The sequence below is a fragment of the Pseudomonas sp. FP2196 genome, assembly GCF_030687715.1.
In the GTDB taxonomy this organism is placed as follows: Bacteria; Pseudomonadota; Gammaproteobacteria; order Pseudomonadales; family Pseudomonadaceae; genus Aquipseudomonas.
This window is the reverse complement of record NZ_CP117445.1, coordinates 4,710,760-4,733,658: the sequence shown is the minus strand read 5'-3', so window position 1 is coordinate 4,733,658 and position 22,899 is coordinate 4,710,760. Positions and strand designations below refer to the sequence as shown.

16 protein-coding genes and 2 pseudogenes are annotated in these 22,899 nt (G+C 59.8%); 3 read left to right on the top strand and 15 right to left on the bottom strand.

Features of this window, described 5'->3' with window-relative positions; genetic code table 11:
• Positions 1-14: 14 nt before the first annotated feature.
• From PSH79_RS21210 to arcD (PSH79_RS21180), 6 genes are all read right to left on the bottom strand, one after another.
• On the bottom strand, positions 15-1,523 hold the full coding sequence (locus PSH79_RS21210) for a sigma-54-dependent transcriptional regulator (RefSeq protein ID WP_305439424.1): 1,509 nt from the start codon (positions 1,521-1,523) through the stop codon (positions 15-17).
• 210 nt (positions 1,524-1,733) lie between these two features.
• Positions 1,734-2,096: a DUF5064 family protein gene (locus tag PSH79_RS21205; RefSeq protein WP_305439423.1), complete on the bottom strand. Its 363-nt coding sequence runs from the start codon at positions 2,094-2,096 to the stop codon at positions 1,734-1,736.
• Positions 2,097-2,158: 62 nt separating this feature from the next.
• Positions 2,159-3,088 carry a carbamate kinase gene (arcC, locus tag PSH79_RS21200; protein ID WP_305439421.1) on the bottom strand — a complete coding sequence of 310 codons (930 nt, stop codon included), beginning with the start codon at positions 3,086-3,088 and terminating at the stop codon, positions 2,159-2,161.
• Positions 3,089-3,280: 192 nt separating this feature from the next.
• A complete protein-coding gene (locus tag PSH79_RS21190; protein WP_305439420.1) occupies positions 3,281-4,291 on the bottom strand; it encodes an ornithine carbamoyltransferase in 1,011 nt (336 codons plus the stop codon).
• A gap of 69 nt (positions 4,292-4,360) precedes the next feature.
• Positions 4,361-5,617, bottom strand: coding sequence for an arginine deiminase (arcA, locus tag PSH79_RS21185; protein ID WP_305439419.1), 1,257 nt, complete (start codon positions 5,615-5,617; stop codon positions 4,361-4,363).
• 34 nt (positions 5,618-5,651) lie between these two features.
• Positions 5,652-7,079, bottom strand: coding sequence for an arginine-ornithine antiporter (gene arcD / locus PSH79_RS21180; RefSeq protein WP_305439417.1), 1,428 nt, complete (start codon positions 7,077-7,079; stop codon positions 5,652-5,654).
• 436 nt (positions 7,080-7,515) lie between these two features.
• Between arcD (PSH79_RS21180) and arcD (PSH79_RS21175) the strand changes: the two genes are divergently transcribed.
• On the top strand, positions 7,516-8,943 hold the full coding sequence (arcD, locus tag PSH79_RS21175; protein WP_305439415.1) for an arginine-ornithine antiporter: 1,428 nt from the start codon (positions 7,516-7,518) through the stop codon (positions 8,941-8,943).
• 125 nt (positions 8,944-9,068) lie between these two features.
• On the opposite strand, the gene PSH79_RS21170 is transcribed toward arcD (PSH79_RS21175), so the two are convergent.
• The 9 genes and pseudogenes from PSH79_RS21170 to gap all read right to left on the bottom strand — a co-directional run bounded on the left by PSH79_RS21170 (position 9,069) and on the right by gap (position 19,776).
• Entirely contained in the window at positions 9,069-10,415 is a 1,347-nt protein-coding gene (locus PSH79_RS21170) for a CoA transferase (RefSeq protein WP_305439413.1), read from the bottom strand.
• 192 nt (positions 10,416-10,607) lie between these two features.
• Positions 10,608-11,135: pseudogene (locus tag PSH79_RS28260) on the bottom strand (methyl-accepting chemotaxis protein); the annotation flags it as partial.
• A gap of 378 nt (positions 11,136-11,513) precedes the next feature.
• Positions 11,514-12,473, bottom strand: a pseudogene (locus tag PSH79_RS28255) (cache domain-containing protein); the annotation flags it as partial.
• Positions 12,474-12,954: 481 nt separating this feature from the next.
• Positions 12,955-13,350 carry a YbaN family protein gene (locus PSH79_RS21160; protein WP_305439410.1) on the bottom strand — a complete coding sequence of 132 codons (396 nt, stop codon included), beginning with the start codon at positions 13,348-13,350 and terminating at the stop codon, positions 12,955-12,957.
• 165 nt (positions 13,351-13,515) lie between these two features.
• Complete coding sequence (locus PSH79_RS21155; protein WP_305439408.1) at positions 13,516-14,112, bottom strand: biliverdin-producing heme oxygenase; 597 nt, start codon at positions 14,110-14,112, stop codon at positions 13,516-13,518.
• Positions 14,113-14,224: 112 nt separating this feature from the next.
• Positions 14,225-16,810, bottom strand: coding sequence for a TonB-dependent receptor (locus PSH79_RS21150; protein WP_305439407.1), 2,586 nt, complete (start codon positions 16,808-16,810; stop codon positions 14,225-14,227).
• Positions 16,811-16,932: 122 nt separating this feature from the next.
• The gene (locus PSH79_RS21145; protein ID WP_305439406.1) at positions 16,933-17,898 is read right to left on the bottom strand and encodes a FecR domain-containing protein; all 966 of its coding nucleotides are present in this window, start codon (positions 17,896-17,898) and stop codon (positions 16,933-16,935) included.
• A gap of 123 nt (positions 17,899-18,021) precedes the next feature.
• Positions 18,022-18,540, bottom strand: a complete 519-nt coding sequence (locus PSH79_RS21140) for an RNA polymerase sigma factor (protein WP_305439405.1) — start codon at positions 18,538-18,540, stop codon at positions 18,022-18,024.
• A 234-nt stretch (positions 18,541-18,774) separates the two neighbouring features.
• Positions 18,775-19,776 carry a type I glyceraldehyde-3-phosphate dehydrogenase gene (gap, locus tag PSH79_RS21135; protein ID WP_187679744.1) on the bottom strand — a complete coding sequence of 334 codons (1,002 nt, stop codon included), beginning with the start codon at positions 19,774-19,776 and terminating at the stop codon, positions 18,775-18,777.
• 220 nt (positions 19,777-19,996) lie between these two features.
• On the opposite strand from gap, the gene edd reads away from it, so the two are divergent.
• Together edd and PSH79_RS21125 are read left to right on the top strand one after the other, a co-directional pair.
• On the top strand, positions 19,997-21,823 hold the full coding sequence (gene edd, locus PSH79_RS21130; protein ID WP_095188048.1) for a phosphogluconate dehydratase: 1,827 nt from the start codon (positions 19,997-19,999) through the stop codon (positions 21,821-21,823).
• Positions 21,820-22,779, top strand: a complete 960-nt coding sequence (locus PSH79_RS21125; RefSeq protein ID WP_305439404.1) for a glucokinase — start codon at positions 21,820-21,822, stop codon at positions 22,777-22,779. The genes edd and PSH79_RS21125 overlap by 4 nt, the downstream gene beginning before the upstream one ends.
• Positions 22,780-22,899 lie beyond the last annotated feature (120 nt).

The following is a 22,899-nucleotide window of genomic DNA, read 5'->3' as shown; positions in this document are numbered from 1 at the left end:
GGGACAGTGATGGCTCAGGGTTTGTTGGGGATGCCGTACTTGCGTAGGCGATGGGCGATGGCCGTGTGCGAGGTTTGCAGGCGGCTGGCCAGTTGGCGGGTCGAGGGGTAGCTGACGTAGAGTTTTTCCAGCAGCGTTTTCTCGAAGGATTCGACCGCTTGTTCGAGGCTGTCGACGTCGCTGTCGCTCTGCCGAGCGACGGAGGTGCCGGCGATGTCGAGGTCACCGATGTCGACGAGGCTGCTTTCGCAGATTGCGGCGGCGCGGAAGATCACGTTCTGCAATTGGCGCACGTTGCCCGGCCAGCGGTTGCCGAGCAGCGCCGGATAGGTGCCAGGCGCGAGGCGGCAGACCGGGCGCTGAATCTGCGCACAGGCCTGCTGCATGAAATAACGCGCGAGCAACAAAATGTCCTGACCGCGCTCGCGCAATGGCGGCACTTCAACGTTGAGCACGTTGAGGCGATAGAACAGGTCTTCGCGGAACAGGCCTTCGCTGACCATTTTCTCCAGATCGCGGTGGGTTGCGCTGAGGATTCGTACGTTGACCTTCACCTCACGATCACCACCGACGCGGCGGAAGCTGCCGTCATTCAAAAAACGCAGCAGTTTGGCCTGCAAGTACGGCGACATCTCGCCGATCTCGTCGAGGAACACCGTGCCCTGGTTGGCCAGTTCCATCAGCCCCGGTTTGCCACCGCGTGCTGCACCGGTGAAGGCGCCAGGTGCGTAGCCGAACAGTTCGCTCTCGGCGAGGTTCTCCGGTAGGGCCGCGCAGTTCAGAGCCAGAAACGGTGCACTGTGCCGTGTACTGATAGCGTGGCAGGCGCGGGCTACCAGTTCTTTACCGGTGCCGGTTTCGCCCTGAATCAGCAGCGGTGCATCGAGTGCGGCAACGCGTTGGGCGCGGGCCTTGAGGGTGCGAATCGCCGGGGATTCGCCGAGCAACGCATCGAAACCTTCGGCGTGGTCATGGTGCAGCGCCGAGAGTTGTTCGCCGATGCGATTCGGTTGATACAGGGTGAGCAGGGCGCCGGCGTCGGTAATCGGCGTGGCATCGAGCAGCAGGGTCTGGCCGTTGACGGTGATCTCGCGCAGCGGCAGGCGGAAGCCTTGTTCGAGCAGGGTTGCCAGCAGGCCGGGATCGTTGAACAGTTCCGCGACACTTTCGCCCGCCGGTTCGCGGCCATACAGCGCAATCAATGCCGGGTTGGCCAACAGCACTTTGCCGGCGCTGTCGAGGGCCAGCACCGGGTCGGTCATCGCCGCGAGCAAGGCGTCGAGCTGCAAGTGTCGGCGCTGACCGGGAAGGATGTCGACCACCGTCACCGCCTCCACACCGCGCACGCGAAACAGCGCATCTTTCAGTTCTTCGAGCACTTGCGGGCTGAGCGTTGGCGCGTCGATGTAGACGTTCGGCGGGATCATCTCCACCGCATCCAGATTGAGATTGCGCCCACCGAGGATAGCCAGGACTTCCTGGGTGATGCCGACGCGGTCGATGAAGCTGACGTGGATACGCATGGGGCGGTTCAGTGTTCTGCAGTGCGGAGGGGGGCAAGTATGCCTTGGGGCGGGGCAATGGTGAAATTTACGGCGATTTTCAGAACTACATAGTTCCCTTGTGGGAGCGAGCCTGCTCGCGAATGCGGTGTGTCAGAAAGGAAGAAGTTGACTGACAGAGGGCGTTCGCGAGCAGGCTCGCTCCCACAGGGGGAATGTAGCGGGTGCGGGTTATTCGAAGTGCTCAAGATTGACCGGGTCGCCGGATTTCATATCCAGCTGCTTACGGATGTCTTCAAACATCATGTCGTAATGCTTGTGCACCGAACCGATCTGACTGTGAGTCTTGGGAATGCCGTACTTCTCGGCGATTTTCGTCACGTTGTTGGCAAAGTTGTAGGCCTCTTCCTTGGGCAGGAAGAATGTTTCTTTCATGTCCTTGCCCTGAAGGTTGCCATGCATCGTGAACTGGATGCCTTTGCCTTTTTGCGGATCGGTAAACACTCCATAGTCGAGGTGCACGTTGTAACTGACATCGTCCGGGGTCAACGCATGTCGCTCGATGTGCAAATGACCGGGTTCAAACTGGGCCATGGTTTTCTCCTTTCAAGGCATGGGAGAAGGGCAGACCCTCGGTCTGCCCCCGGAGTTTCTAATTATCGGTAAGTGATGCCGGGCTTCGCGGTGGTCACGCGAGTACCGGCAGTGCCCTGGACGATCGCTTCGATGTCCGCCAGCGAACCGATCACCGCGACCTTGCCAGTATGGCGCGCGAATTCGCAGGCTGCCTGAACCTTTGGTCCCATCGAGCCGGCGGCGAAACCGAGGCGTTCGAGTTCATCCGGGTGCGCTTCGGCGATAGCTTTCTGGGTGGGTTTGCCGTAGTCGATGAACGCCGCGTTGACGTCCGTGGCGATCACCAGCAAATCCGCTTCCAGTTGTTCGGCCAGCAGCGACGAGCACAAGTCCTTGTCGATCACCGCCTCGATGCCCTTGAGGTTGCGGTTCTCGTCGTACATGGTCGGAATGCCGCCGCCACCGGCGCAAATCACGATGCTGCCCTTGTCCAGCAGCCACTTGATCGGGCGGATTTCGAAGATGCGTTTTGGCCGTGGGCTGGCGACCACACGGCGGAACTTGTCGCCATCCGGGGCAATCGCCCAGCCTTTTTCGGCGGCGAGTTTTTCCGCTTCGGCCTTGTCGTACACCGGGCCGATCGGTTTGCTCGGGTTCTGGAAGGCCGGATCTTTGGCGTCGACTTCGACCTGAGTGAGCAGGGTGGCGAAGGGCACCTCGAAATCGAGCAGGTTGCCCAGTTCCTGTTCGATGATGTAGCCGATCATGCCTTCGGTTTCGGCACCGAGCACGTCCAGCGGGTACGGGGTGACGGAGGTGTAGGCTGCGGCTTGCAGTGACAGCAGGCCGACCTGCGGGCCATTGCCGTGGGCGATGACCAGTTGATTGCCGGGATGGATCTTGGCGATTTGCTCGGTGGCGATGCGGATGTTGGCGCGCTGATTGTCAGCGGTCATCGGCTCACCACGGCGGAGCAGGGCGTTACCGCCCAGAGCTACGACGATACGCATGGTGTATGTCCTTCTAGAGCAGAGGAATGGCAAACGACTCGATCTCTCTGTCGGAACCGGGATCCCCTGTGGGAGCGAGCCTGCTCGCGAAGGCGTCAGATCAGTCGACATCTCTGTTGAATGACCCACCGCTTTCGCGAGCAGGCTCGCTCCCACCTATCGATTTGGTTCCTTCAGTGGGAGCTATTTCAGTTACAGATCAGCCAGGGTCGAGACCAGAATCGCCTTGATGGTGTGCATGCGGTTTTCCGCTTGCTCGAAGGCGATGCAGGCAGGCGACTCAAACACGTCGTCGGTGACTTCGATGCCGTTGGACAGGTGCGGATACTGTTCGGCGATCTGTTTGCCGATTTTGGTATCGCTGTTGTGGAACGCCGGCAGGCAGTGCATGAACTTGGTGCGCGGGTTGCCGGTGGCTTTCATCAGCTCGCTGTTGACCTGATACGGCAGCAGTTGCTGGATACGCTCGGCCCAGGCTTCAACTGGCTCACCCATCGATACCCAGACGTCGGTGTGAATGAAGTCCACGCCTTTGACTGCGGCTTTCGGATCCTCAGTCAGGGTGATGCGGGCGCCGCTTTCTTCCGCGTATTTCTTGCAACGATCAACCAGGTCGTCGAGTGGCCACAGGGCTTTCGGCGCGCAGATGCGCACGTCCATGCCCAGTTTCGCACCGACCAGCAGCAGCGAGTTGCCCATGTTGTTGCGCGCGTCGCCGAGGTAGGCGTAGCTGATCTCGTGGATCGGTTTGTCGGCGTGCTCACGCATGGTCAGCACGTCGGCGATCATTTGTGTCGGGTGATATTCGTCAGTCAGGCCGTTGAACACCGGCACACCAGCAAACTTGGCCAGCTCTTCGACGATTTCCTGTTTGAAGCCACGGTATTCGATGGCGTCGTACATGCGACCCAGCACACGGGCTGTGTCTTTCATGCTTTCCTTGTGGCCGATCTGCGAAGAGTTCGGGTCGATGTAGGTGACGTTGGCGCCTTGGTCATAGGCTGCCACTTCGAAGGCGCAACGAGTACGGGTCGAAGTTTTTTCGAAGATCAGGGCGATGTTGTTGCCCTTCAGGTGTTGTTGCTCGGTGCCGGTGTACTTGGCGCGTTTCAGATCGCGCGACAGATCGAGCAGGTACCGCAGCTCACGTGGGGTGTGGTGTTCCAGGCTGAGCAGGTTACGGTTGTGAATGTTGAAAGCCATGATGGATCTCCTTCGGTGTCGGTTATCCCCCTGGCCGCACTTTATAAGTGCCGGCCAGGGCTCAGAGGTTTAGTAATCGATCGGGTCGCGGATGATCGGGCAGGTCATGCAGTGGCCGCCGCCGCGACCACGGCCCAGTTCCCCGGCGCTGATGGTGATGACCTCCACGCCTGCCTTGCGCAGCAGGGTGTTGGTGTAGGTATTGCGGTCGTAGCCGATGACCACACCCGGTTCCACAGCCACCACGTTGTTGCCGTCGTCCCATTGCTCGCGTTCGGCGGCGAAGCTGTTGCCGCCGGTTTCCACCACGCGCAGCTTCGGCAGTTTGAGGGCGGCGGCGACGGTGTCGAGAAAGTTGGTTTCTTCGCGGCGGATGTCGATGCCGCCTTGTTTGCTTTCGTCAGGGCGCAGGGTGAAGGCGACGATCTGATTCACCACCTCTGGGAAAATCGTCACCAGGTCGCGGTCGCAGAAGCTGAACACGGTGTCCAGGTGCATTGCGGCGCGGGACTTTGGCAGTCCGGCGACGATGACCTTTTCCACCGCCTTGTTCTTGAACAGGTTCAGCGCCAGTTGGCCGATGGCCTGACGGGATGAGCGCTCGCCCATGCCGATCAACACCACGCCGTTGCCGATCGGCATCACGTCGCCGCCCTCAAGGGTGGCGCTGCCATGATCCTTGTCCGGGTCGCCGTACCAGATCTCGAAATCGGCGTTGGTGAACTGCGGGTGGAATTTGTAGATGGCGGTGGTCAGCAGGGTTTCCTGACGACGCGCCGGCCAGTACATCGGGTTCAGCGTTACGCCACCGTAGATCCAGCACGTGGTGTCGCGGGTGAACTGGGTGTTTGGCAGCGGCGGCAGGATGAAGCTGGAGTGGCCGAGGAAGTCGCGGTACATCTGAATGATCTTGCCACCGAAGCTGTCCGGCAGATCATCGGCGGAGACACCGCCGATCAGGAATTCGGCGATGTGGCGCGGCTCCAGGCTTTTCAGCCAGGATTTCACTTCGCTGATCAGGCCCAAGCCTACCGAGTCCGCGGTGACCTTGCGCTCGAGAATCCAGTCCAGCGCTTCCGGGATGGCGACGATGTCGGTGAGCAGGTTGTGCATTTCCAGCACATCGATCCCGCGCTCACGCATTTTGGTGACGAAGTCGAAGTGGTCGCGCTTGGCCTGGGCGACCCACAGCACATCGTCGAACAGCAGTTCATCGCAGTTGTTCGGGGTCAGCCGCTGATGGGCCAGACCAGGGGAGCAGACCATGACTTTGCGCAGTTTGCCGGCTTCGGAATGTACGCCGTACTTAACTTTTTCCGTGGTCATTGCAGTGATCCTCCAGAGATAAAACTTTGGGCAATTACAGAGTCAGGAAGCCGTCGTAGAGACCGTAGGCTGCCACCAGGGCACCGACGACCACCGCGGCGAAAATCAGCTTCTCGACGTTGGTGAAAACCGCTTGTTTGAGTTCCAGCTTGGCCTTGGCGAACAGGATCGCGCCGGGGGCATAGAGCAGGGCCGAGAGCAGCAGGTATTTAATCCCGCCGGCATACAGCAGCCAGACCGCGTAGATCAGGGCGATACCGCCGATGATCAGATCCTTGCGCCGCTCGGCTGCAAAGCCTTCGTAGGTTTCGCCGCGCACCGCCAGCAGCAGGGCGTAGGCCGCCGACCACAGGTAGGGCACCAGAATCATCGAAGTGGCGAGGTAGATCAGCGACAGGTAAGTGCTGGCCGAGAACAGGGTGATGATCAGGAAAATCTGCACCATCGCGTTGGTCAGCCACAGGGCGTTGACCGGCACGTGGTTGGCGTTTTCCTTGCGCAGAAACGCCGGCATGGTGTGGTCTTTGGCGGCGGCGAACATGATCTCCGCGCACAGCAGCACCCAAGACAGCAGCGCCCCCAGCAACGAGATGATCAAGCCGACGCTGATCAGCGCCGCCCCCCATGGCCCGACCACGTGCTCAAGCACGGCGGCCATCGACGGGTTCTGCAGTTTGGCCAGCTCTGGCTGAGTCATGATGCCCAGCGACAGCACGTTCACCAGCACCAGAAACAGCAACACGGTGATGAAACCAATCACGGTGGCCTTACCGACGTCGGAGCGTTTTTCCGCCCGGGCCGAGAAGATGCTCGCGCCTTCGATACCGATGAACACCCACACGGTGACCAGCATCATGTTGCGCACCTGGTTCATCACACTGCCCAGATCAGGGTTTTTCACACCCCAGATGTCGGCGGTGAAGATGTCCAGTTTGAAGGCGAAGACCGCGATCAGGACAAACAGCAGCAGTGGCACGACCTTGGCGACCGTGGTCACCAGGTTGATGAACGCCGCTTCCTTGATCCCGCGCAGCACCAGAAAGTGCACGGCCCACAGCAGCACCGAAGCGCCGATGACGGCGGCAACCGTGTTGCCTTCGCCGAATACCGGAAAGAAATAGCCGAGGGTGCTGAACAACAGAACGAAGTAACCGACGTTGCCCAGCCAGGCACTGATCCAGTAACCCCAGGCCGAAGAGAAACCCATGTAATCGCCGAACCCGGCCTTGGCGTAGGCGTACACGCCGCCGTCCAGGTCAGGCTTTCGATTGGCCAGGGTTTGAAAGACAAAAGCGAGGGTGAGCATGCCGACAGCGGTGATGGCCCAACCGATCAGCACTGCGCCGACATCAGCGCTGGCGGCCATGTTTTGTGGCAAAGAGAATATCCCGCCACCGATCATTGAGCCGACTACCAATGCAACCAGTGCACCTAGTCGTAGTTTTCCAGGAGCTTCAGACATTGCATGACTCCATTGCAGGAAAGAAGAGTTCACAGCGTAGTTCTGTTGACTGTTCAAACAACTGACATAGATCAGTTCATAGGCACATTCCATTGTTAATGAATGACTTATAAAACGCCTGGTGGCATAAAGCTGTTGCCTGAAAGGCCCGTCCCACAGGCGTTTTTCAGATATGACTGGGAATAGCTCCTATTACTTTTGAATTATCACGCTAGTTCTTTTTCAGGTTTTGGCAAATTTTCCATCTCTGTTTTCAGTACAGAATCGAATAATCAGCAACAGCGCACAAAAGCGACTATCCGTATTAGCCTTTAGCGCCATTGGCTATATATGGATGGCGTTAATTGGCGTTATTCAAGAAACGTACTTACGCTTTATCCGTTTAGTTAAAAGCAACATCTTGTGATGCGTGCACAAGTTGGAAAGGGAGACTGGAATGTCGCAACCGACGCAAAAGCTGCAACTGGGTGCGTTGATCGCCCTGGTGGTGGGGTCGATGATTGGCGGGGGGATTTTTTCCCTTCCGCAAAACATGGCGGCACGGGCCGATGCCGGTGCGATTCTGATCGGTTGGGGAATTACCGCGATCGGCATGTTGACCCTCGCCTTCGTGTTTCAGACCCTGGCCAATCGCAAACCCGAACTGGACTCGGGGGTATACGCCTATGCCAAGGCCGGGTTTGGTGACTACATGGGGTTCTCGTCGGCGTGGGGTTACTGGATCAGCGCCTGGCTGGGCAATGTCGGCTATTTCGTGTTGTTGTTCAGCACCCTCGGCTATTTCTTTCCTGTGTTCGGCCAAGGCAACACACCCATTGCCATTGGCTGCGCCTCGGTGCTGCTGTGGGCCGTGCATTTTCTGGTGATGCGCGGGATCAAAGAGGCGGCGTTCATCAACCAGGTGACCACCGTGGCCAAAATCGTCCCGCTGATCATGTTCATCGTCATCGCTGCCGTGGCGTTCAAGGCTGACGTTTTTACCCGTGATATCTGGGGCCGTAGCAACCCGAGTTTCGGCGGGGTGATGGATCAGGTACGCAACATGATGCTGGTGACGGTGTTCGTGTTCATCGGTATCGAGGGGGCGAGCGTGTACTCGGCGCGGGCGCAGAAACGCAGTGACGTCGGTCGCGCCACGGTGATCGGTTTTATCGGCGTGCTGGCGTTGCTGGTGCTGGTCAATGTGCTGTCGCTGGGGATCATGAGCCAGCCAGAACTGGCGCAATTGCAGAACCCTTCGCTGGCGGCGGTGCTGGAGCATATCGTCGGGCCGTGGGGAGCGCTGGCGATCAGCATCGGTCTGGCGATCTCGCTGCTCGGCGCATTGCTGTCGTGGGCGCTGTTGTGTGCGGAAATCCTCTTCGCCACGGCCAAGGACAAGACCATGCCGGCGTTCCTGAAGAAGGAAAACAAGAACCATGTGCCGGTCAATGCGTTATGGCTGACCAACGTGATGATCCAGATTTTCCTGCTGATCACGTTGTTCTCGGAGGGCACTTACACCAGTCTGATTTACTTGGCCTCGTCGATGATTCTGGTGCCGTATCTGTGGTCGGCGGCTTACGCCGTGTTGTTGAGCGGGCGGGGTGAAACCTACGAACATGCCTCGGCTGAACGCACCAAGGATCTGCTGATCGGTGGTATCGCCCTGTGTTATGCGGTGTGGTTGTTGTATGCCGGCGGGGTCAAGTATTTGCTGCTGTCGGCGTTGCTGTATGCACCGGGGGTGATCCTGTTTGCCAAGGCCAAGCATGAGCAGGGTGAGCCGTTATTCACGCATGTCGAGAAGGGCATTTTCACCTGCGTGATCATCGGTGCCGGGCTGGCGGCGTATGGTTTGTACAGCGGGGTGTTGTCGTTGTGAGGTTGATTGAAGGATCCATTATTTGTGTTGTCAGGGCAGGCCTCATCGCTGGCAAGCCAGCTCCCACAGGGTTTGCGTTAAACGCTGTGGGAGCTGGCTTGCCAGCGATAAGGCCACAACAGACCTCACCACTTCGGGGGATGCGAACCCAGTTCTGTGGCCGGCAAACTCCAGTGCATCGGCGTCCCGCTGATCTTCACCGGCACCTGCAACCGATGCGCAGGCCCCCACGGTGTCTGCTCCACCTGCGAACTTTGATCCTGCACATCCTCGGCGCGTAGTGCGTCACTCGTCCCCGGCCCGTACTCCATCAGCAACTTCGCCGTACGCGCCAGCGACAACCTCGCCGAGCCCCCGCGACCACTGCGCAACCGCTCGCTCAGCAACCTGATCGCACTCGCCGCCATCAAATACCCGGTCGCATGATCCAGTGCCTGCACCGGCAAAGGCGTCGGTTTGTCGGCCTGCTTCCAGCGCTGTCCGGTCTCGGCGATGCCGCTGCTCATCTGCACCAGACTGTCGAAACCGCGGCGGTTCTGCCACGGTCCGCTCCAGCCATAGGCGTTGAGGCAGGCGTCGATCAGCCCCGGCGCCAGTTGCCGGCGGCGCTCGACGCCGAAGCCAAGGTGCTCCAGCGCATCGGCGCGGTAGCCGTGGAGCAGAATGTCGGCGTCCTTCAATAAGTTTTCGAACACCAAGCGATCCGCTGGATCATGCAGATCCAGTCGCGCGCAACGTTTGCCGAGGGTGACTTCCGGCACCACGCCCGGTTCGTTCCAGGTCGGCGGATCGATGCGCAACACGTCGGCGCCAAACCCTGCAAGAAAACGGCTGGCGGTGGGCCCGGCGAGTACCCGCGTCAAGTCCAGCACTTTGATCCCGGCCAGCGGCTGCGCCAGCGAGCCTTGCCACGGTTTGCGCTGCTCGTCCGGCTGGTCAATGAACTGAACGAGCGGCTCGGCATTTACCGCCAGCCCTTGTGGATGTTGTTGCCACTGCGCCCAACTGCGCATCTCGGCAGCGCAGCCCTTGGCGGCGACCACCGCTTGCTCCAGATCCTGACTCGCCCACTGCGCGACTTTCGCCGCCATCGCAGCACGATCGGCACAGGCACCCAGCACGCGTTCAGCGGCAGCGCGATGATGCGGGGCGTTGGTGTGCAGGCGGATCCAGCCGTCCCGGGTCGCGTAGTCGCCGGCGACGGGATCCCACAACGGCGGCACTTGCCAGCCAATGGGACGCAGCGAGGTGGCGAACCAGAACGAGGCCAGACGCCGGTCGACTTCAACGGCGGGCAGGCGAGCGGTTTGTTGCTCGATCAATTCGCTGACGGCCTGAGCGGCAGCGGCAACGCTGGCGCAGGCAACGTCGGTGACGGCAAACGCCGAGGGCAGGGCGCCACGACCAGTGAACGGAATTGGCGTGCGCGGCAAGCCGAGTGCGGCTTGAATGGACGTGAGTAAATCAGTCATCGAAGGCCCTCCGGAGCGAGAGGGCGATGATAGTGCAAAAGAATGTCAGCTCAGATGAAATTCCCTGAGCAGAACACGTACCCCTGTGGGAGCGAGCCTGCTCGCGAAAGCGGTGTGTCAGTCAACAAAGGTGTTGGATTTGACGACCTCTTCGCGAGCAGGCTCGCTCCCACAGGGATTTCTGCCGGATTGTTATACCCGGAACTGATCCATCAATTTCATCTGCTGGCTCGCCAGGGCATTGAGCTGGCTGCTGATCGCCGCCGATTCCGTGGCTTGACCGGTCAGGGTTTCAGTCACGGTACGAATCGCCGAAACATTGCGGTTAACCTCTTCAGCCACCGCGCTCTGCTGTTCGGCGGCACTGGCGATTTGCAGGTTCATGTCGCTGATCACGGTCACCGCATCGCTGATCTTGCCCAGCGCATCCACCGCCTGACGAATCTGCCCGGCGTTGTTGTGGGCCTGGGTCTGGCTCGAATGCATGGTCGCCACCACGCCACGGGTGCCGTTCTGAATCTTCTCGATGACTACGCGAATTTCTTCCACCGAATCCTGCGTGCGTTTGGCCAGGTTGCGCACCTCGTCCGCCACCACGGCGAAACCGCGGCCGCTCTCACCGGCGCGGGCCGCTTCGATGGCAGCGTTGAGGGCCAGCAGGTTGGTCTGTTCGGCGATGCTGCGGATCACTTCCAGTACCGAGCCGATCTGCTCGCTGTTGACTGCCAGCGCTTCGACTTCGGTCACCGCTTTGCTGACTTCATCGGCCAGTTGATTGATATCGCGGGTGCTGCGCTCGATGATCGACATGCCGTCCTTGGCCGACTGGTCGGCACCCTTGGCGGCATTGGCCGCGTTCGACGCGCTGTTCGCAACGTCGTGGGCAGTGGCGCTCATTTCGTTGGAGGCGGTGGCAACCTGGTCGATTTCGCGGAACTGCACCTGCATGCCTTCGCTGGTCTGGCGGGCGATTTCCGAAGACTGGTCGGCGGTGCCGCGCGCCTCGGTGATGCTCTGTTTGATCTGCGCGATGGTCGGTTGCAGCTTGTCGAGGAAACGGTTGAACCAGTTCACCAGTTCGCCCAATTCATCGTGCTTGCTGTAGTTCAAGCGCTGAGTCAGATCGCCTTCACCGCTGGCGATGTTCTTCAGCATCTCGGCGACGCTGTTGATCGGACGCGTGACGCCCGAAGCCGTGAGCCAGATCAGCAACAAGCCAATCAGCCCGGCAACAACAGCCACCGCCAGTGCGGTAAACACGCCGGTTTCCTGTGCGTCGTCGAGCACCGCTTGCAGTTTGACCGAGTCGGCCAGCAGCACCTGTTTTGGCAGGTCGATGACCACGCCCCACGCTCGCGAATTACCAATCGGATCGACCGGGTACACCGCGCGGATCAGGTCGCCCTGTTCCAGAATTTTCGGAGTGCCGCTGCCGAGCAGTTGCAGCACGTCCTTGCCATCGGCACCGAGGGTGTCGCCGATCTTTTTACCGACCTTGGCAGCATCCGAACTGTCCGCAGCCAACACGCCGCTGCCTGAGACGATCAGCATGTGCCCGGCGTTGTTGAACAGGTTGCGCTGGGAGTCCACGGCGGCCGCTTGCAGGGCGTCGAGGGCGATGTCGATGCCGGCCACGCCGATGGCTTTGCCATCGACGATCAACGGCACGGAAATGGTCGTCATGAGCATTTCCTTGCCACCGACGGTATCGGCATACGGGTCGAGCAGGCAGGTGCGCTTGTTGTCGCGAGGGCAGGTATACCAACTGTTGTACGGCGTGCCGCTGAGGCTAAGGGTGGTCTTGGTCATGTCCTCTTCGACCATGACCGTGTTCAGCGCGGCGCCGCCGGCACGGCTCCAGTACGTGGCGAAACGTCCGGATTCGTTGGACTGGCGGGCCGCGTCGTTGGCGAATTCGCTGTCCTTGCCGTCCAGCCCGTTGGGTTCGAAGGCGAGCCAGATGCCGAGCACTTTGTCGTTGCGCTCGAACGCGGTTTTCAGGCTCAGGTTCAACTCTTCACGCAGGGCGCCAGCGTCCAGCGAACGCTTGGCCGCCATGACGCGCATGTCCTTGATCTGGTCGGCCACTGCGGTGATGACCGTCAGGCTTTCGCCGAAGGTCTTCTGCACCCGCACCGCTTGTTCGGCGGCTTTGGCTTGCAGCAGGTTCTGCACACTGGCGGTGAGCATCTTGCTGCTGGAGTTGCTGACCAGTTCGTCGTTCTGGTTGGTCTGGTAAATGTTCATGCCGACGATCAGCGCAACCACACCGAGCAGGCACAGACCGGAGAGCAGAACGATTTTCAGGCGAATGGAAAGAGAGTCGAACATGGGCGTTCTCGCGAATGAATAAACGGGTGGCTGTCGGGCATGAACTACCCGGTTCGCCAAATCCATTCAGCGCCATGCAATGCTCATCGGCGCGGAGCGAGGGCGCATGAGCGGGTCGCCGACGAACGGTCAGCGCTAAACGTTTGCGCAGGGGAATGTGCTGAAAAGGCGATTAATTACAGGGAAGTTTCAGTGTTGTTGCGCGGGTTCAGGAAGGGGTGGGCAAGGTTTCCGGTCGCGACCAGATCCACAGATTACCCAGGCTCATCCCGGCAATCGCCAGATAGACCGGCCAGCCGTGATCGAGCATCACCAGCATCAACGTCGCACACAGCAGCATGCTCACTGTGGCGCTGATTTTGGCTTTGCGCGCGATGATCTTGCCGTTGCGCCAGTTGTTCAGGATCGGCCCGAACAAGCGATGGTTTTCCAGCCAGGCACTCAGGCGCGGCGAACTGCGGGTCGCGGCCCAGGCGGCGAGGAGGATGAACTCGGTGGTCGGCAGGCCGGGTACGACGATGGCGATCAGGCCAATGCCGAGGCTGACGTAGGCCAGCAGGCCGAACAGCAGGCGAGCGAGTTTGGAGGAGGCGGGTTGCGGCATGGGCTCAGCGGTGGCTTCTGAAGCGGAGTCGGGATCTTACAGGCTTAAGCAGTTCCCCTGTAGGAGTGAGCCTGCTCGCGATAGCGGTGTATCAGTCGACATTCATGTTGAATGACAGGACGCCATCGCGAGTAGGCTCACTCCTACAGGGGGATAAGTGTTGCTTCAGGCGGGTTCGGCTTCTGTGGCATAAGCCTGTTCCAGCAGCACGGTGAAGCGGTTGAACGCGTCAATCGCGCCTTGCTCGACTTCGGCTTCCTCTTCGGCCGTGAACTGCAGCGAGTCGAGAGTGCGCACGAAGCTTTTCCAGCCTTCGGCACGGCCGCCTTCCGGTTCACCCAAATGACGGGCACCGAACGTTTCGCTCAGCTCCAGCGCCACGGCACGCTTGATCAGGAACGCAGCACCGAGCTTCGAACCTTCAGACACGAAGATCCAGCCCAGCGCCCGGGCCTTGCTCGGGTTTTTCACGGCGCCGGCAACCGGCGCCGGGACTTCGGTGTCCAGATCCGCCAAATCAGCCTTGGCGGCTTCAGCGCGGCAGCGAGCCGGCAGATCCGCGACGATGGCCGTCAGTTGCGCATCGTTGTACAGCTCAACCAGTTCCGACTGGAACAAGTATTTCGCCACGACGAACCGGGCGAAGTTGGCGCGGGTCTCGAACGGCGCATGGGCTTTGACCAGGGCGTCGAGCTTGGTGTGTGGCTCGTGAGTGATCTGGTTCAAACGTTGCGAACGCAGGGCTTTTTCCGAAGTGGTCATGGGGTGTCCTTGATAAAAGAGGCGCTTGATAACGAGACGAACGGGATAGCACCGGACAGTAAAAAAAGCCTCGCTGCGCGGCGTATGAACACGCGCAGTGAGGTCGGCGGGATCAGATGTCCCAGATCAGATTGATCGCAAAATTGCGGCCCGGCTGGGTCAGGCGGTCGAGGTTGGCCGGTTGCGTCACCGAAGCTTCGCCGACGCTGTCGTAACCGCGCACGTCATCCCACAGCCAGTATTTCTTGTCAGTCAGGTTGTAAATGCCGCCGCTGACGGTGACGTCGTCGGTAACTTTGTAGAACCCGGTCAGATCAAGAAGGCCGAAGCCCGGCGACTTGAACTGGCTGCTGACGCCGTCCGGCGACTTGAAGTTGGTGTCGTCGACGCGATCCTTCTTCTTCACCAACGTCCAGCTCAGCAGGCCACCGTAGTTGTCCTGGTCGTAACCCAGGCCGAACACGCCGGTCAGCGGATTAACGCTGTTGAGCGGCTCGCCGCTGTCGTCGTTGCGACCGTAGGCGTAGGCGATCGAACCTTGGGTGTACAGGCCTTGCGGCGCGCCGAACGAGTCCAGGTTCAGACGTCCTTTGATTTCGGCACCCTTGATGGTCGCGTGCTTGATGTTGTTGCTCTGGAAGGTCAGTTCGTCATCGCCAGGCTTGACCGCGTCTTCATTAATGAAATCGCGATACTTGTTGTAGAACACCGCCACATCGAACGAGCCCGACTCGAAATTGCCACGCAAACCGGTTTCATAGCTTTTGCTTTTTTCCGGCTCCAGATCTGGATTCGGCGCCACGGTATAGCCGGTGGTGTTGTTCTCGAAGCGACCGTACAACGCTTTCGCGGTCGGGGTGCGGAAGCCTTCGGCGTACTGACCGTACCAGGTGTAGTTGTCGTTAAAGGCGTAGGTCAGGCCGAATTTCGGCGAGACTTTGTGCCAGGTCTTGTTCTTGTCGCTGACCGTGTCCGTGCCGTCGGCGTTCACGGTGTTGAGGAATTGCTGGGTGATGTGCGGCTTGAGCTGGGTGTAGTCGTAGCGCAGGCCCGGCAGGAAGGTCCAGTCGTTCCAACTGATCTGATCCTGGGCGAACAGGCTGTAGGTGTTGATGGTCGGGTCCGGGAAGTCCGTGGCCTTGGCTAACACGTCAGCGGTACTGGTGGCGCCAATCGCGGTGCAGCCACGACCGACCGCCAGGCACTTGCCGTCACCGCTGCGCGAGCCGGTGACTTTTTGCTGCTTGATGGTGGTGCCGTAGGTCAGCACATGATCGGTGTCAGCGATGGCGAAAGTCTTGTCCAGTTGTGCGTCGAAGACCCACTGCTTTTCCTCGTAAACGGTGTCGCGAGTGCGCAGCACTTTTCGGGTGATCGGGTAGTAATACTCCTCGGTGCTCTGGTCGGTTTTGGCGATCTGGTGGTTGAGGCTCCACTTCACGTTGTCGACCAGCAGGCTATCGAGGGCAAAGCTGTGTTCGATGCCGAAACGTTCACGGGTGATGGTGTCGTTGCCGGTGCGCCACTGGTACATGCCGCCGGGCAGCACGCTGTTTGGAATGGTCGGGGCGCCGTTGAAGTACGGGCCGCCGTAAGCACTTTTCTGATCGGTGTCGCGATCATCCTTGTACTTTTCGTAGGTCAGGCCCAGACGGGAATCTTCGTTGTAGTTCCAGCCGATCTTGGCCAGTACGTTGGTGGCTCTGACGTCTTCCGGGTTGGCGGCGGTGCGCTCAAGACCGGTGCCGTTGTTGCTGCCGTAGGAATCGGTTTCGTGGCCATCGCGCTGGCTGTAGTGCAGCAGGCCGTCGAATTGATCGGCCCGCCCGGCGACGGTGGCGGATTTAAGCCAGCTGTCATCGGCCGAGCTGTAGCCGGTTTTCAGGCGGGCGCCGACGTCTTTGCCGGGCTTGATGATGTCGTCGGGATCGAGGGTGTAATAGCTGACGGCGCCGCCGATGGCGTTGCTGCCGTACAGCACCGAGGCCGGGCCACGGAGGATTTCCACGCGTTTGACGATTTCCGGGTCGACGTAGTTGCGCTGGGTCTTGGCGTACGGGCCGTTGAAGAAACCGTCCGGTACTTCGACACCGTCAACCTGCGTGAGTATGCGGTCGCCGTCGATGCCACGGATGTTGTAGCCGCTGATGCCGCCACGCTGGCCGGCGCCGCCGACGGAAACACCTGGCTCGTAGCGCACCAGATCCTTGATCGTGTTGACGTTATTGCGATCCAGTTCTTCACGGGTATGCACGGTGACGGTGCTTGGCACGCTGTTCACCGACTGTTCCTGACGGGTGGCGCTGATGGTCACCTGATCCAGATTCAGTGCGCCGCTGCTACTGCGTTTTTCCAGCACGACGTTGTTGTTGCTCAGCTTGCGGAAGCTCAGGTTGGTCCCCACCAACAGGCGCTCAAGGGCTTTTTCCGGTGGCAGCGAGCCGCGCACGCCCGGCGACGATACGCCCTGACCCAGTTCTGCCGGCAAGCCGACTTGCCAGCCAGTGACGGTGGTGAAGGCGTTGAGTGCCGACACCAAAGGCTGTTGACCAATGGAGAACGAGTAATCACCCATGTTGCGCGCCGGTTGTTCGGTGGCAGCCATCAGCGGTGCAGTGCCGGCCATCAGGATGGCAGCGGTCAGCAGCGACAATACGCGGGAAGGGGAAGCAGTCTGGCGGGTAAGGCGTGAGGACATCGATAGCGCTCCGTGTCGCACGAATCTTTATAGGTGCTGATTCACGTCCGAAGATGCGAATCAATTGCATTGGCTATAACTAGACGTACGTGCTTCGGCTATCGAGTAAAAATAATTCTCATTTAGTTCAAGATCACCAGCGCGGGGAATTCCTGCAGCCGCGCCGAGGTGATGTGGGCGAGGGAGCGCACCACGTCGAGGGGTTGATCGAGGCGGTAGTTACCCGTGACGTTGACGTCGGCCAACTGCTCGTTGGTGTTGATGATCCAGCCCGGATAGTAGCGACGCAGTTCGGCCAGCACCTGATTCAGCGGGCAGTTCTCGAACACCAGTCGACCTTGCACCCAAGCCAGATCGGTATTGGCGTCGAGCTTGGCCGGGCGGTCGAAACCGTTGGGGCCGATGCGGATGCTTTCCCCGGCCGACAGACGCACTCGCGCGTCGTTATGGGTGGCGCGCAAATCGACATCGCCGCGCTGCACATTGACCTGCGCAACGCCGTCCAGATAGCGCACGGCAAATGCAGTGTCATGCACGCTGGCCTTGACCGGGCCAGCATCGATTTCCAGCGGTTGGTTGCGGCTGCCGGCGATCTCGAAAAACGCCTCACCCTGATACAGGCGAGCAACGCGCTGCTGATCATTGATGGTGCTGGAGAAAGCCGAGTTGGTGTTGAGCAGCACTTTCGAGCCGTCCTCCAGTTGCACGCGCTGGCGTTCGCCGACCACGGTCAGGTGATCGGCCTGCAAGCGCATCGGCAAATTACTGAAGCTGAACAACCCGAGCAGCAGCACCGCAGCGGTGGCCAGCGGTTTCCAGTGCGGACGCAGACGCTTGAGGACGGTCACTTTCGCAGGTCGCAAAGCCAGGGTTTGCGCGCATTGGGCGATTTGCGGGCCGTCCCAGATCGCCTGTGCCTTGGCAAACGCCTCGGCATTCAACGGATCAGCCGCCAGCCACGCGTGGAATTGCCGGGTCTGCTCTTCGTCCGGACTGCCGAGCACGATGAGCCAGTCCAGTGCCTGGTCCATTGCAAGTGCAGCATCCTGCGCCGATTCGGGCGAAGGCGAGCGGTGGGTGTCCGTCACGGTGTTTCCTCGGCAGTGTCTGCGCACGGCTGTTTTTTTAGTGAAGCGTAAAGTCGGGCAAGGGTAACAAAGCCCGATGATCAGTGCAGTCGAACCTCGCACTTACAGAGAGAGGCTACAGCCTCAGTCGCCATTCAAGCGCTCGGCGACGCCAATGCAAATGGTCATGATCAGTTTCAGTTCTTTCTGCACCGTGCTGAGCGACACGTTCAGTTCGTCGGCGATTTCCTGGTAGCTGTGCCCGTGCAAACGGCTGAGGATGAAAATCTGTTGCTGACGCGGGCTGAGTTCACTGAGGCTCACGTTCAGGCGCTCCAGCAATTGTTCGGCATGGGCGGCGTCTTCGGCGCTGCTGGCGGGGGCGGCGATGCTGTGCACCACGTCCTGCGGCACGTCATCGACCATGGTGCGCGAATGGATCTTGCGCGCACGCAAATGATCCAGCGCCAGATTGCGTGCGGTCTGGAAGACAAAGGGTTCGAGATGATCGATGGCCCGCTCGCTAAGCGCCCGCGTCACGCGCAGGTAGGTTTCCTGCAACAGATCTTCAGCGGTGCTGTGATTGTTGACCATCCGTTCCAGCGTACGCAGCAAGGACGTGCGCTGGGTGAGGAAGACGTGATTGAAGTGTGATTGACTCACGGGGTGACCTGATCGATTTCAAGCGAATGATAATGCTTATCATCTAGTCGAGTGGTCAAGCGCTGTTTTGTGAAAGAAGGGTAAAGGTCTTGTACGTATCGAAATGTAGGAGCTGCCGAAGGCTGCGATCTTTTGATTTTTTGTTTTTAAAACAAGATCAAAAGATCGCAGCCTTCGGCAGCTCCTACAGGGACGCGCATTGATCAAGCATGTGCGCATCACAGTGGGTGCCGTTTATTCGGCGTTGCACAACGCCAGGCAGTTATCCAGCATGCGGTTGGAGAACCCCCACTCGTTGTCATACCAGGCCAGCACTTTCAGCAGTTTGCCGCTGGATTTGGTGTGGTTGGCGTCGAAGATCGACGACAGCGGGTTGTGGTTGAAGTCACTGGAAACCAGCGGCAACGTGTTGTAACCCAAAATTTTCGAATGCTGGCTCGCTGCTTTGAGCAGGGCATTCACTTCCTCGGCAGTGGCTTCCTTCTTCAACTGCACAGTCAAATCCACCAGCGACACATTGATCACCGGCACCCGCACGGCCATGCCGGTCAGCTTGCCCGCCAGTTCCGGCAGCACCAGGCCTACGGCTTCAGCAGCGCCGGTCTTGCTCGGGATCATGTTCTGCGTGGCCGAACGCGCGCGGTACGGGTCGGTGTGATAGACGTCGGTCAGGTTCTGGTCGTTGGTGTAGGCGTGGATGGTGGTCATCAGACCGCTTTCGATCCCCAGCTCGCGGTGCAGCACTTGCGCCACAGGCGCCAGGCAGTTGGTGGTGCACGAAGCGTTGGAGATGATCTGGTGCGACTGGCGCAGAATGTCGTGGTTCACACCATAAACCACGGTGGCGTCGGCACCTTTGGCCGGGGCCGAGATGATCACTTTGCGTGCGCCGGCAGTAATATGCGCAGCGGCTTTGGCACGGTCGGTAAACAGACCGGTGCATTCGAACACCACATCAATCTTTTCGGCGGCCCAGGGCAGTTCGGCCGGGTTACGAATGGCGCTGACCGCAATGCGATCGCCGTTGACAGTCAGGCTCTCGTTGTCATGCTCGACTTGTGCATCGAAAGTGCCGTGAACGGTGTCGTATTTGAGCAGATGCGCGTTGATCGAGCTGTCGCCCAGATCGTTGATGGCGACGATCTGCAAATCCTGTCGATAGCCTTGGGTATACAGTGCGCGCAGGACATTACGGCCGATGCGGCCAAAACCATTGATTGCGATTCGAAGAGTCATGAAACAGCGCCGCCGTCGTTTTGTTGTTGGAATTACAAGATTATTCGCATAAAAATAGAAAACAAGCCTTTTTAGTGGCAATATTTTGTTTTATCTACAACGAGTGACCTGAATCAACTGGTCCGAATGGTCAAAAAAGCCGTCTGTCATTCCAACAACAACGGCGTTTGATCAGCATAGACAATCAGGTCGCCACATCCGTTAGCCTGGAGTTCTACACATGCATCCCCGCGTTCTTGAGGTCACCGAACGGCTTATCGCCCGCAGCCGCGCTACGCGTCAGGCTTACCTTGCACTGATTCGCGGCGCCGCCACTGACGGCCCGATGCGCGGCAAGCTGCAATGCGCCAACTTCGCCCATGGCGTGGCCGGGTGTGGCAGCGAAGACAAGCACAGCCTGCGGATGATGAATTCGGCGAACATCGCCATTGTTTCTTCGTATAACGACATGCTCTCGGCGCATCAGCCGTACGAAGTCTTTCCTGAACAAATCAAAAACGCCCTGCGCGAAATCGGCTCTGTCGGTCAGTTCGCCGGCGGCACTCCGGCGATGTGCGATGGCGTGACCCAAGGCGAGCCGGGCATGGAACTGAGCCTGCCGAGTCGCGAAGTGATCGCGATGTCCACGGCGGTGGCGCTTTCCCACAACATGTTCGACGGCGCGCTGATGCTCGGCATCTGCGACAAGATCGTGCCGGGCCTGATGATGGGCTCCCTGCGTTTCGGTCATCTGCCGACGATTTTCGTCCCGGGCGGGCCGATGGTCTCGGGCATTTCCAACAAGGAAAAAGCCGACGTTCGGCAGAAGTACGCCGAGGGCAAGGCGACCCGCGAAGAGCTGCTGGAATCGGAGATGAAGTCCTACCACAGCCCGGGCACCTGCACCTTCTACGGCACCGCCAACACCAACCAGTTGCTGATGGAAGTCATGGGCCTGCACTTGCCGGGCGCATCCTTCGTCAACCCGAATACGCCACTGCGTGATGCCCTGACCCGCGAAGCTGCGCATCAAGTCACGCGCCTGACCAAACAGAACGGCAACTTCATGCCGATCGGCGAAATCGTCGACGAGAAGTCGCTGGTCAACTCGATCGTCGCGTTGCACGCCACCGGCGGTTCGACCAACCACACCCTGCACATGCCGGCCATCGCCATGGCCGCCGGCATTCAACTGACCTGGCAGGACATGGCCGACCTCTCCGAAGTCGTGCCGACCCTGAGCCACGTCTATCCGAACGGCAAAGCCGACATCAACCACTTCCAGGCTGCGGGCGGCATGTCGTTCCTGATCCGTGAGCTGCTCGCGGCTGGCCTGCTGCACGAAGACGTCAACACCGTGCTAGGCCACGGCTTGAGCAAATACACCAAAGAACCGTTCCTCGATAACGGTCAACTGGTCTGGCGTGAAGGCCCGGTCGACAGCCTCGACGAAAACATCCTGCGCCCGGTCGCCCGCGCGTTCTCGGCGGAGGGCGGTTTGCGGGTGATGGAAGGCAACCTCGGGCGCGGTGTGATGAAGGTGTCCGCCGTGGCGCTGGAAAACCAGATCGTCGAAGCTCCGGCGATGGTGTTCCAGGATCAGCAGGATCTGGCCGATGCGTTCAAGGCCGGTTTGCTGGAGAAGGATTTCGTCGCCGTGATGCGCTTCCAGGGCCCGCGCTCCAACGGCATGCCGGAGCTGCACAAGATGACGCCGTTCCTCGGCGTGCTGCAGGATCGCGGCTTCAAAGTCGCACTGGTGACCGACGGGCGCATGTCCGGCGCCTCGGGGAAAATCCCGGCGGCGATCCACGTCAGTCCTGAGGCTTATGTCGGTGGCGCTTTGGCGCGAGTGCAAGAGGGCGATATCATCCGCGTCGATGGCGTCAAAGGCACTTTGGAACTCAAAGTGGACGCCGAAGAATTTGCCGCGCGCGAACCTGCCAAAGGCCTGTTGGGCAATAACATTGGCAGCGGTCGCGAACTGTTCGGCTTCATGCGTTTGGCCTTCAGCTCGGCGGAGCAGGGCGCCAGCGCCTTCACTTCTGCCCTGGAGACGCTTAATTGAAACTGGCTTTGGTCGGTGACATCGGAGGCACCAACGCGCGGTTTGCGTTGTGGAAAAATCAGCAGCTCGAATCGATTCAAGTGCTGGCCACGGCCGACCACGCCAGCCCGGAGGAGGCGATCAGTCTCTATCTGAGCGGGCTCGGTCTGGTGCCCGGTTCGATTGGTTCGGTATGCCTGTCGGTGGCCGGCCCCGTCAGTGGCGATGAATTCAAGTTCACCAACAACCACTGGCGCCTGAGCCGCAAGGCATTCTGCAAAACCTTGCAGGTCGAGCAGTTGTTGCTGGTCAACGACTTCTCGGCGATGGCGCTGGGCATGACTCGTTTGCAGCCGGGCGAGTTTCGTGTGGTCTGCGAGGGCACGCCGGAGCCGTTGCGTCCGGCGGTGGTGATCGGCCCGGGTACAGGCCTTGGCGTCGGTACTTTGCTCGACCTGGGTGAAGGTCGTTTTGCCGCGTTACCGGGTGAGGGCGGTCACGTCGATCTGCCGTTGAGCAGCCCGCGTGAAACCCAGTTGTGGCAGCACATCCATAACGAGATCGGCCATGTCAGCGCGGAAACCGCCTTGAGCGGTGGTGGTTTGCCACGGGTTTACCGGGCGATCTGCGCAGTGGATGGTCATGAGCCGACACTGGATACCCCGGAATCGATCACCGCTGCAGGATTAGCGGGTGACCCGATTGCGCTGGAAGTGCTGGAGCAGTTCTGCTGCTGGCTCGGGCGAGTGGCCGGTAACAACGTGCTGACCACGGGTGGTCGTGGCGGTGTGTACATCGTCGGCGGGGTGATTCCGCGCTTTGCCGATTTCTTCCTCGAAAGCGGTTTTGCTCGCAGCTTTGCTGACAAAGGTTGCATGAGCGATTACTTCAAGGGTATTCCGGTGTGGCTGGTGACGGCGCCGTATTCGGGGCTGGTGGGTGCTGGTGTGGCGCTGGATCAATCAATCCCGACCTGAAATGCAATCAAACTGTAGGAGTGAGCCTGCTCGCGATAGCGGTATGTCAGTCAACCAATGTGTTGAATGTAAGACTGCTATCGCGAGCAGGCTCACTCCTACAATTGTTTTGTGGTGTTT

Excerpts from the sequence above, each read along its gene's own strand:
- PSH79_RS21210 (WP_305439424.1), bottom strand. The coding sequence starts at position 1,523 with ATGCGTATCCACGTCAGCTTCATCGACCGCGTCGGCATCACCCAGGAA.
- PSH79_RS21160 (WP_305439410.1), bottom strand. The coding sequence starts at position 13,350 with ATGCCGCAACCCGCCTCCTCCAAACTCGCTCGCCTGCTGTTCGGCCTG.
- PSH79_RS21205 (WP_305439423.1), bottom strand. The coding sequence starts at position 2,096 with ATGGCCCAGTTTGAACCCGGTCATTTGCACATCGAGCGACATGCGTTG.
- arcD (WP_305439415.1), top strand. The coding sequence starts at position 7,516 with ATGTCGCAACCGACGCAAAAGCTGCAACTGGGTGCGTTGATCGCCCTG.
- PSH79_RS21150 (WP_305439407.1), bottom strand. The coding sequence starts at position 16,810 with ATGTCCTCACGCCTTACCCGCCAGACTGCTTCCCCTTCCCGCGTATTG.
- PSH79_RS21170 (WP_305439413.1), bottom strand. The coding sequence starts at position 10,415 with ATGACTGATTTACTCACGTCCATTCAAGCCGCACTCGGCTTGCCGCGC.
- arcA (WP_305439419.1), bottom strand. The coding sequence starts at position 5,617 with ATGACCACGGAAAAAGTTAAGTACGGCGTACATTCCGAAGCCGGCAAA.
- PSH79_RS21190 (WP_305439420.1), bottom strand. The coding sequence starts at position 4,291 with ATGGCTTTCAACATTCACAACCGTAACCTGCTCAGCCTGGAACACCAC.
- arcC (WP_305439421.1), bottom strand. The coding sequence starts at position 3,088 with ATGCGTATCGTCGTAGCTCTGGGCGGTAACGCCCTGCTCCGCCGTGGT.
- PSH79_RS21155 (WP_305439408.1), bottom strand. The coding sequence starts at position 14,112 with ATGACCACTTCGGAAAAAGCCCTGCGTTCGCAACGTTTGAACCAGATC.
- arcD (WP_305439417.1), bottom strand. The coding sequence starts at position 7,079 with ATGTCTGAAGCTCCTGGAAAACTACGACTAGGTGCACTGGTTGCATTG.
- gap (WP_187679744.1), bottom strand. The coding sequence starts at position 19,776 with ATGACTCTTCGAATCGCAATCAATGGTTTTGGCCGCATCGGCCGTAAT.
- edd (WP_095188048.1), top strand. The coding sequence starts at position 19,997 with ATGCATCCCCGCGTTCTTGAGGTCACCGAACGGCTTATCGCCCGCAGC.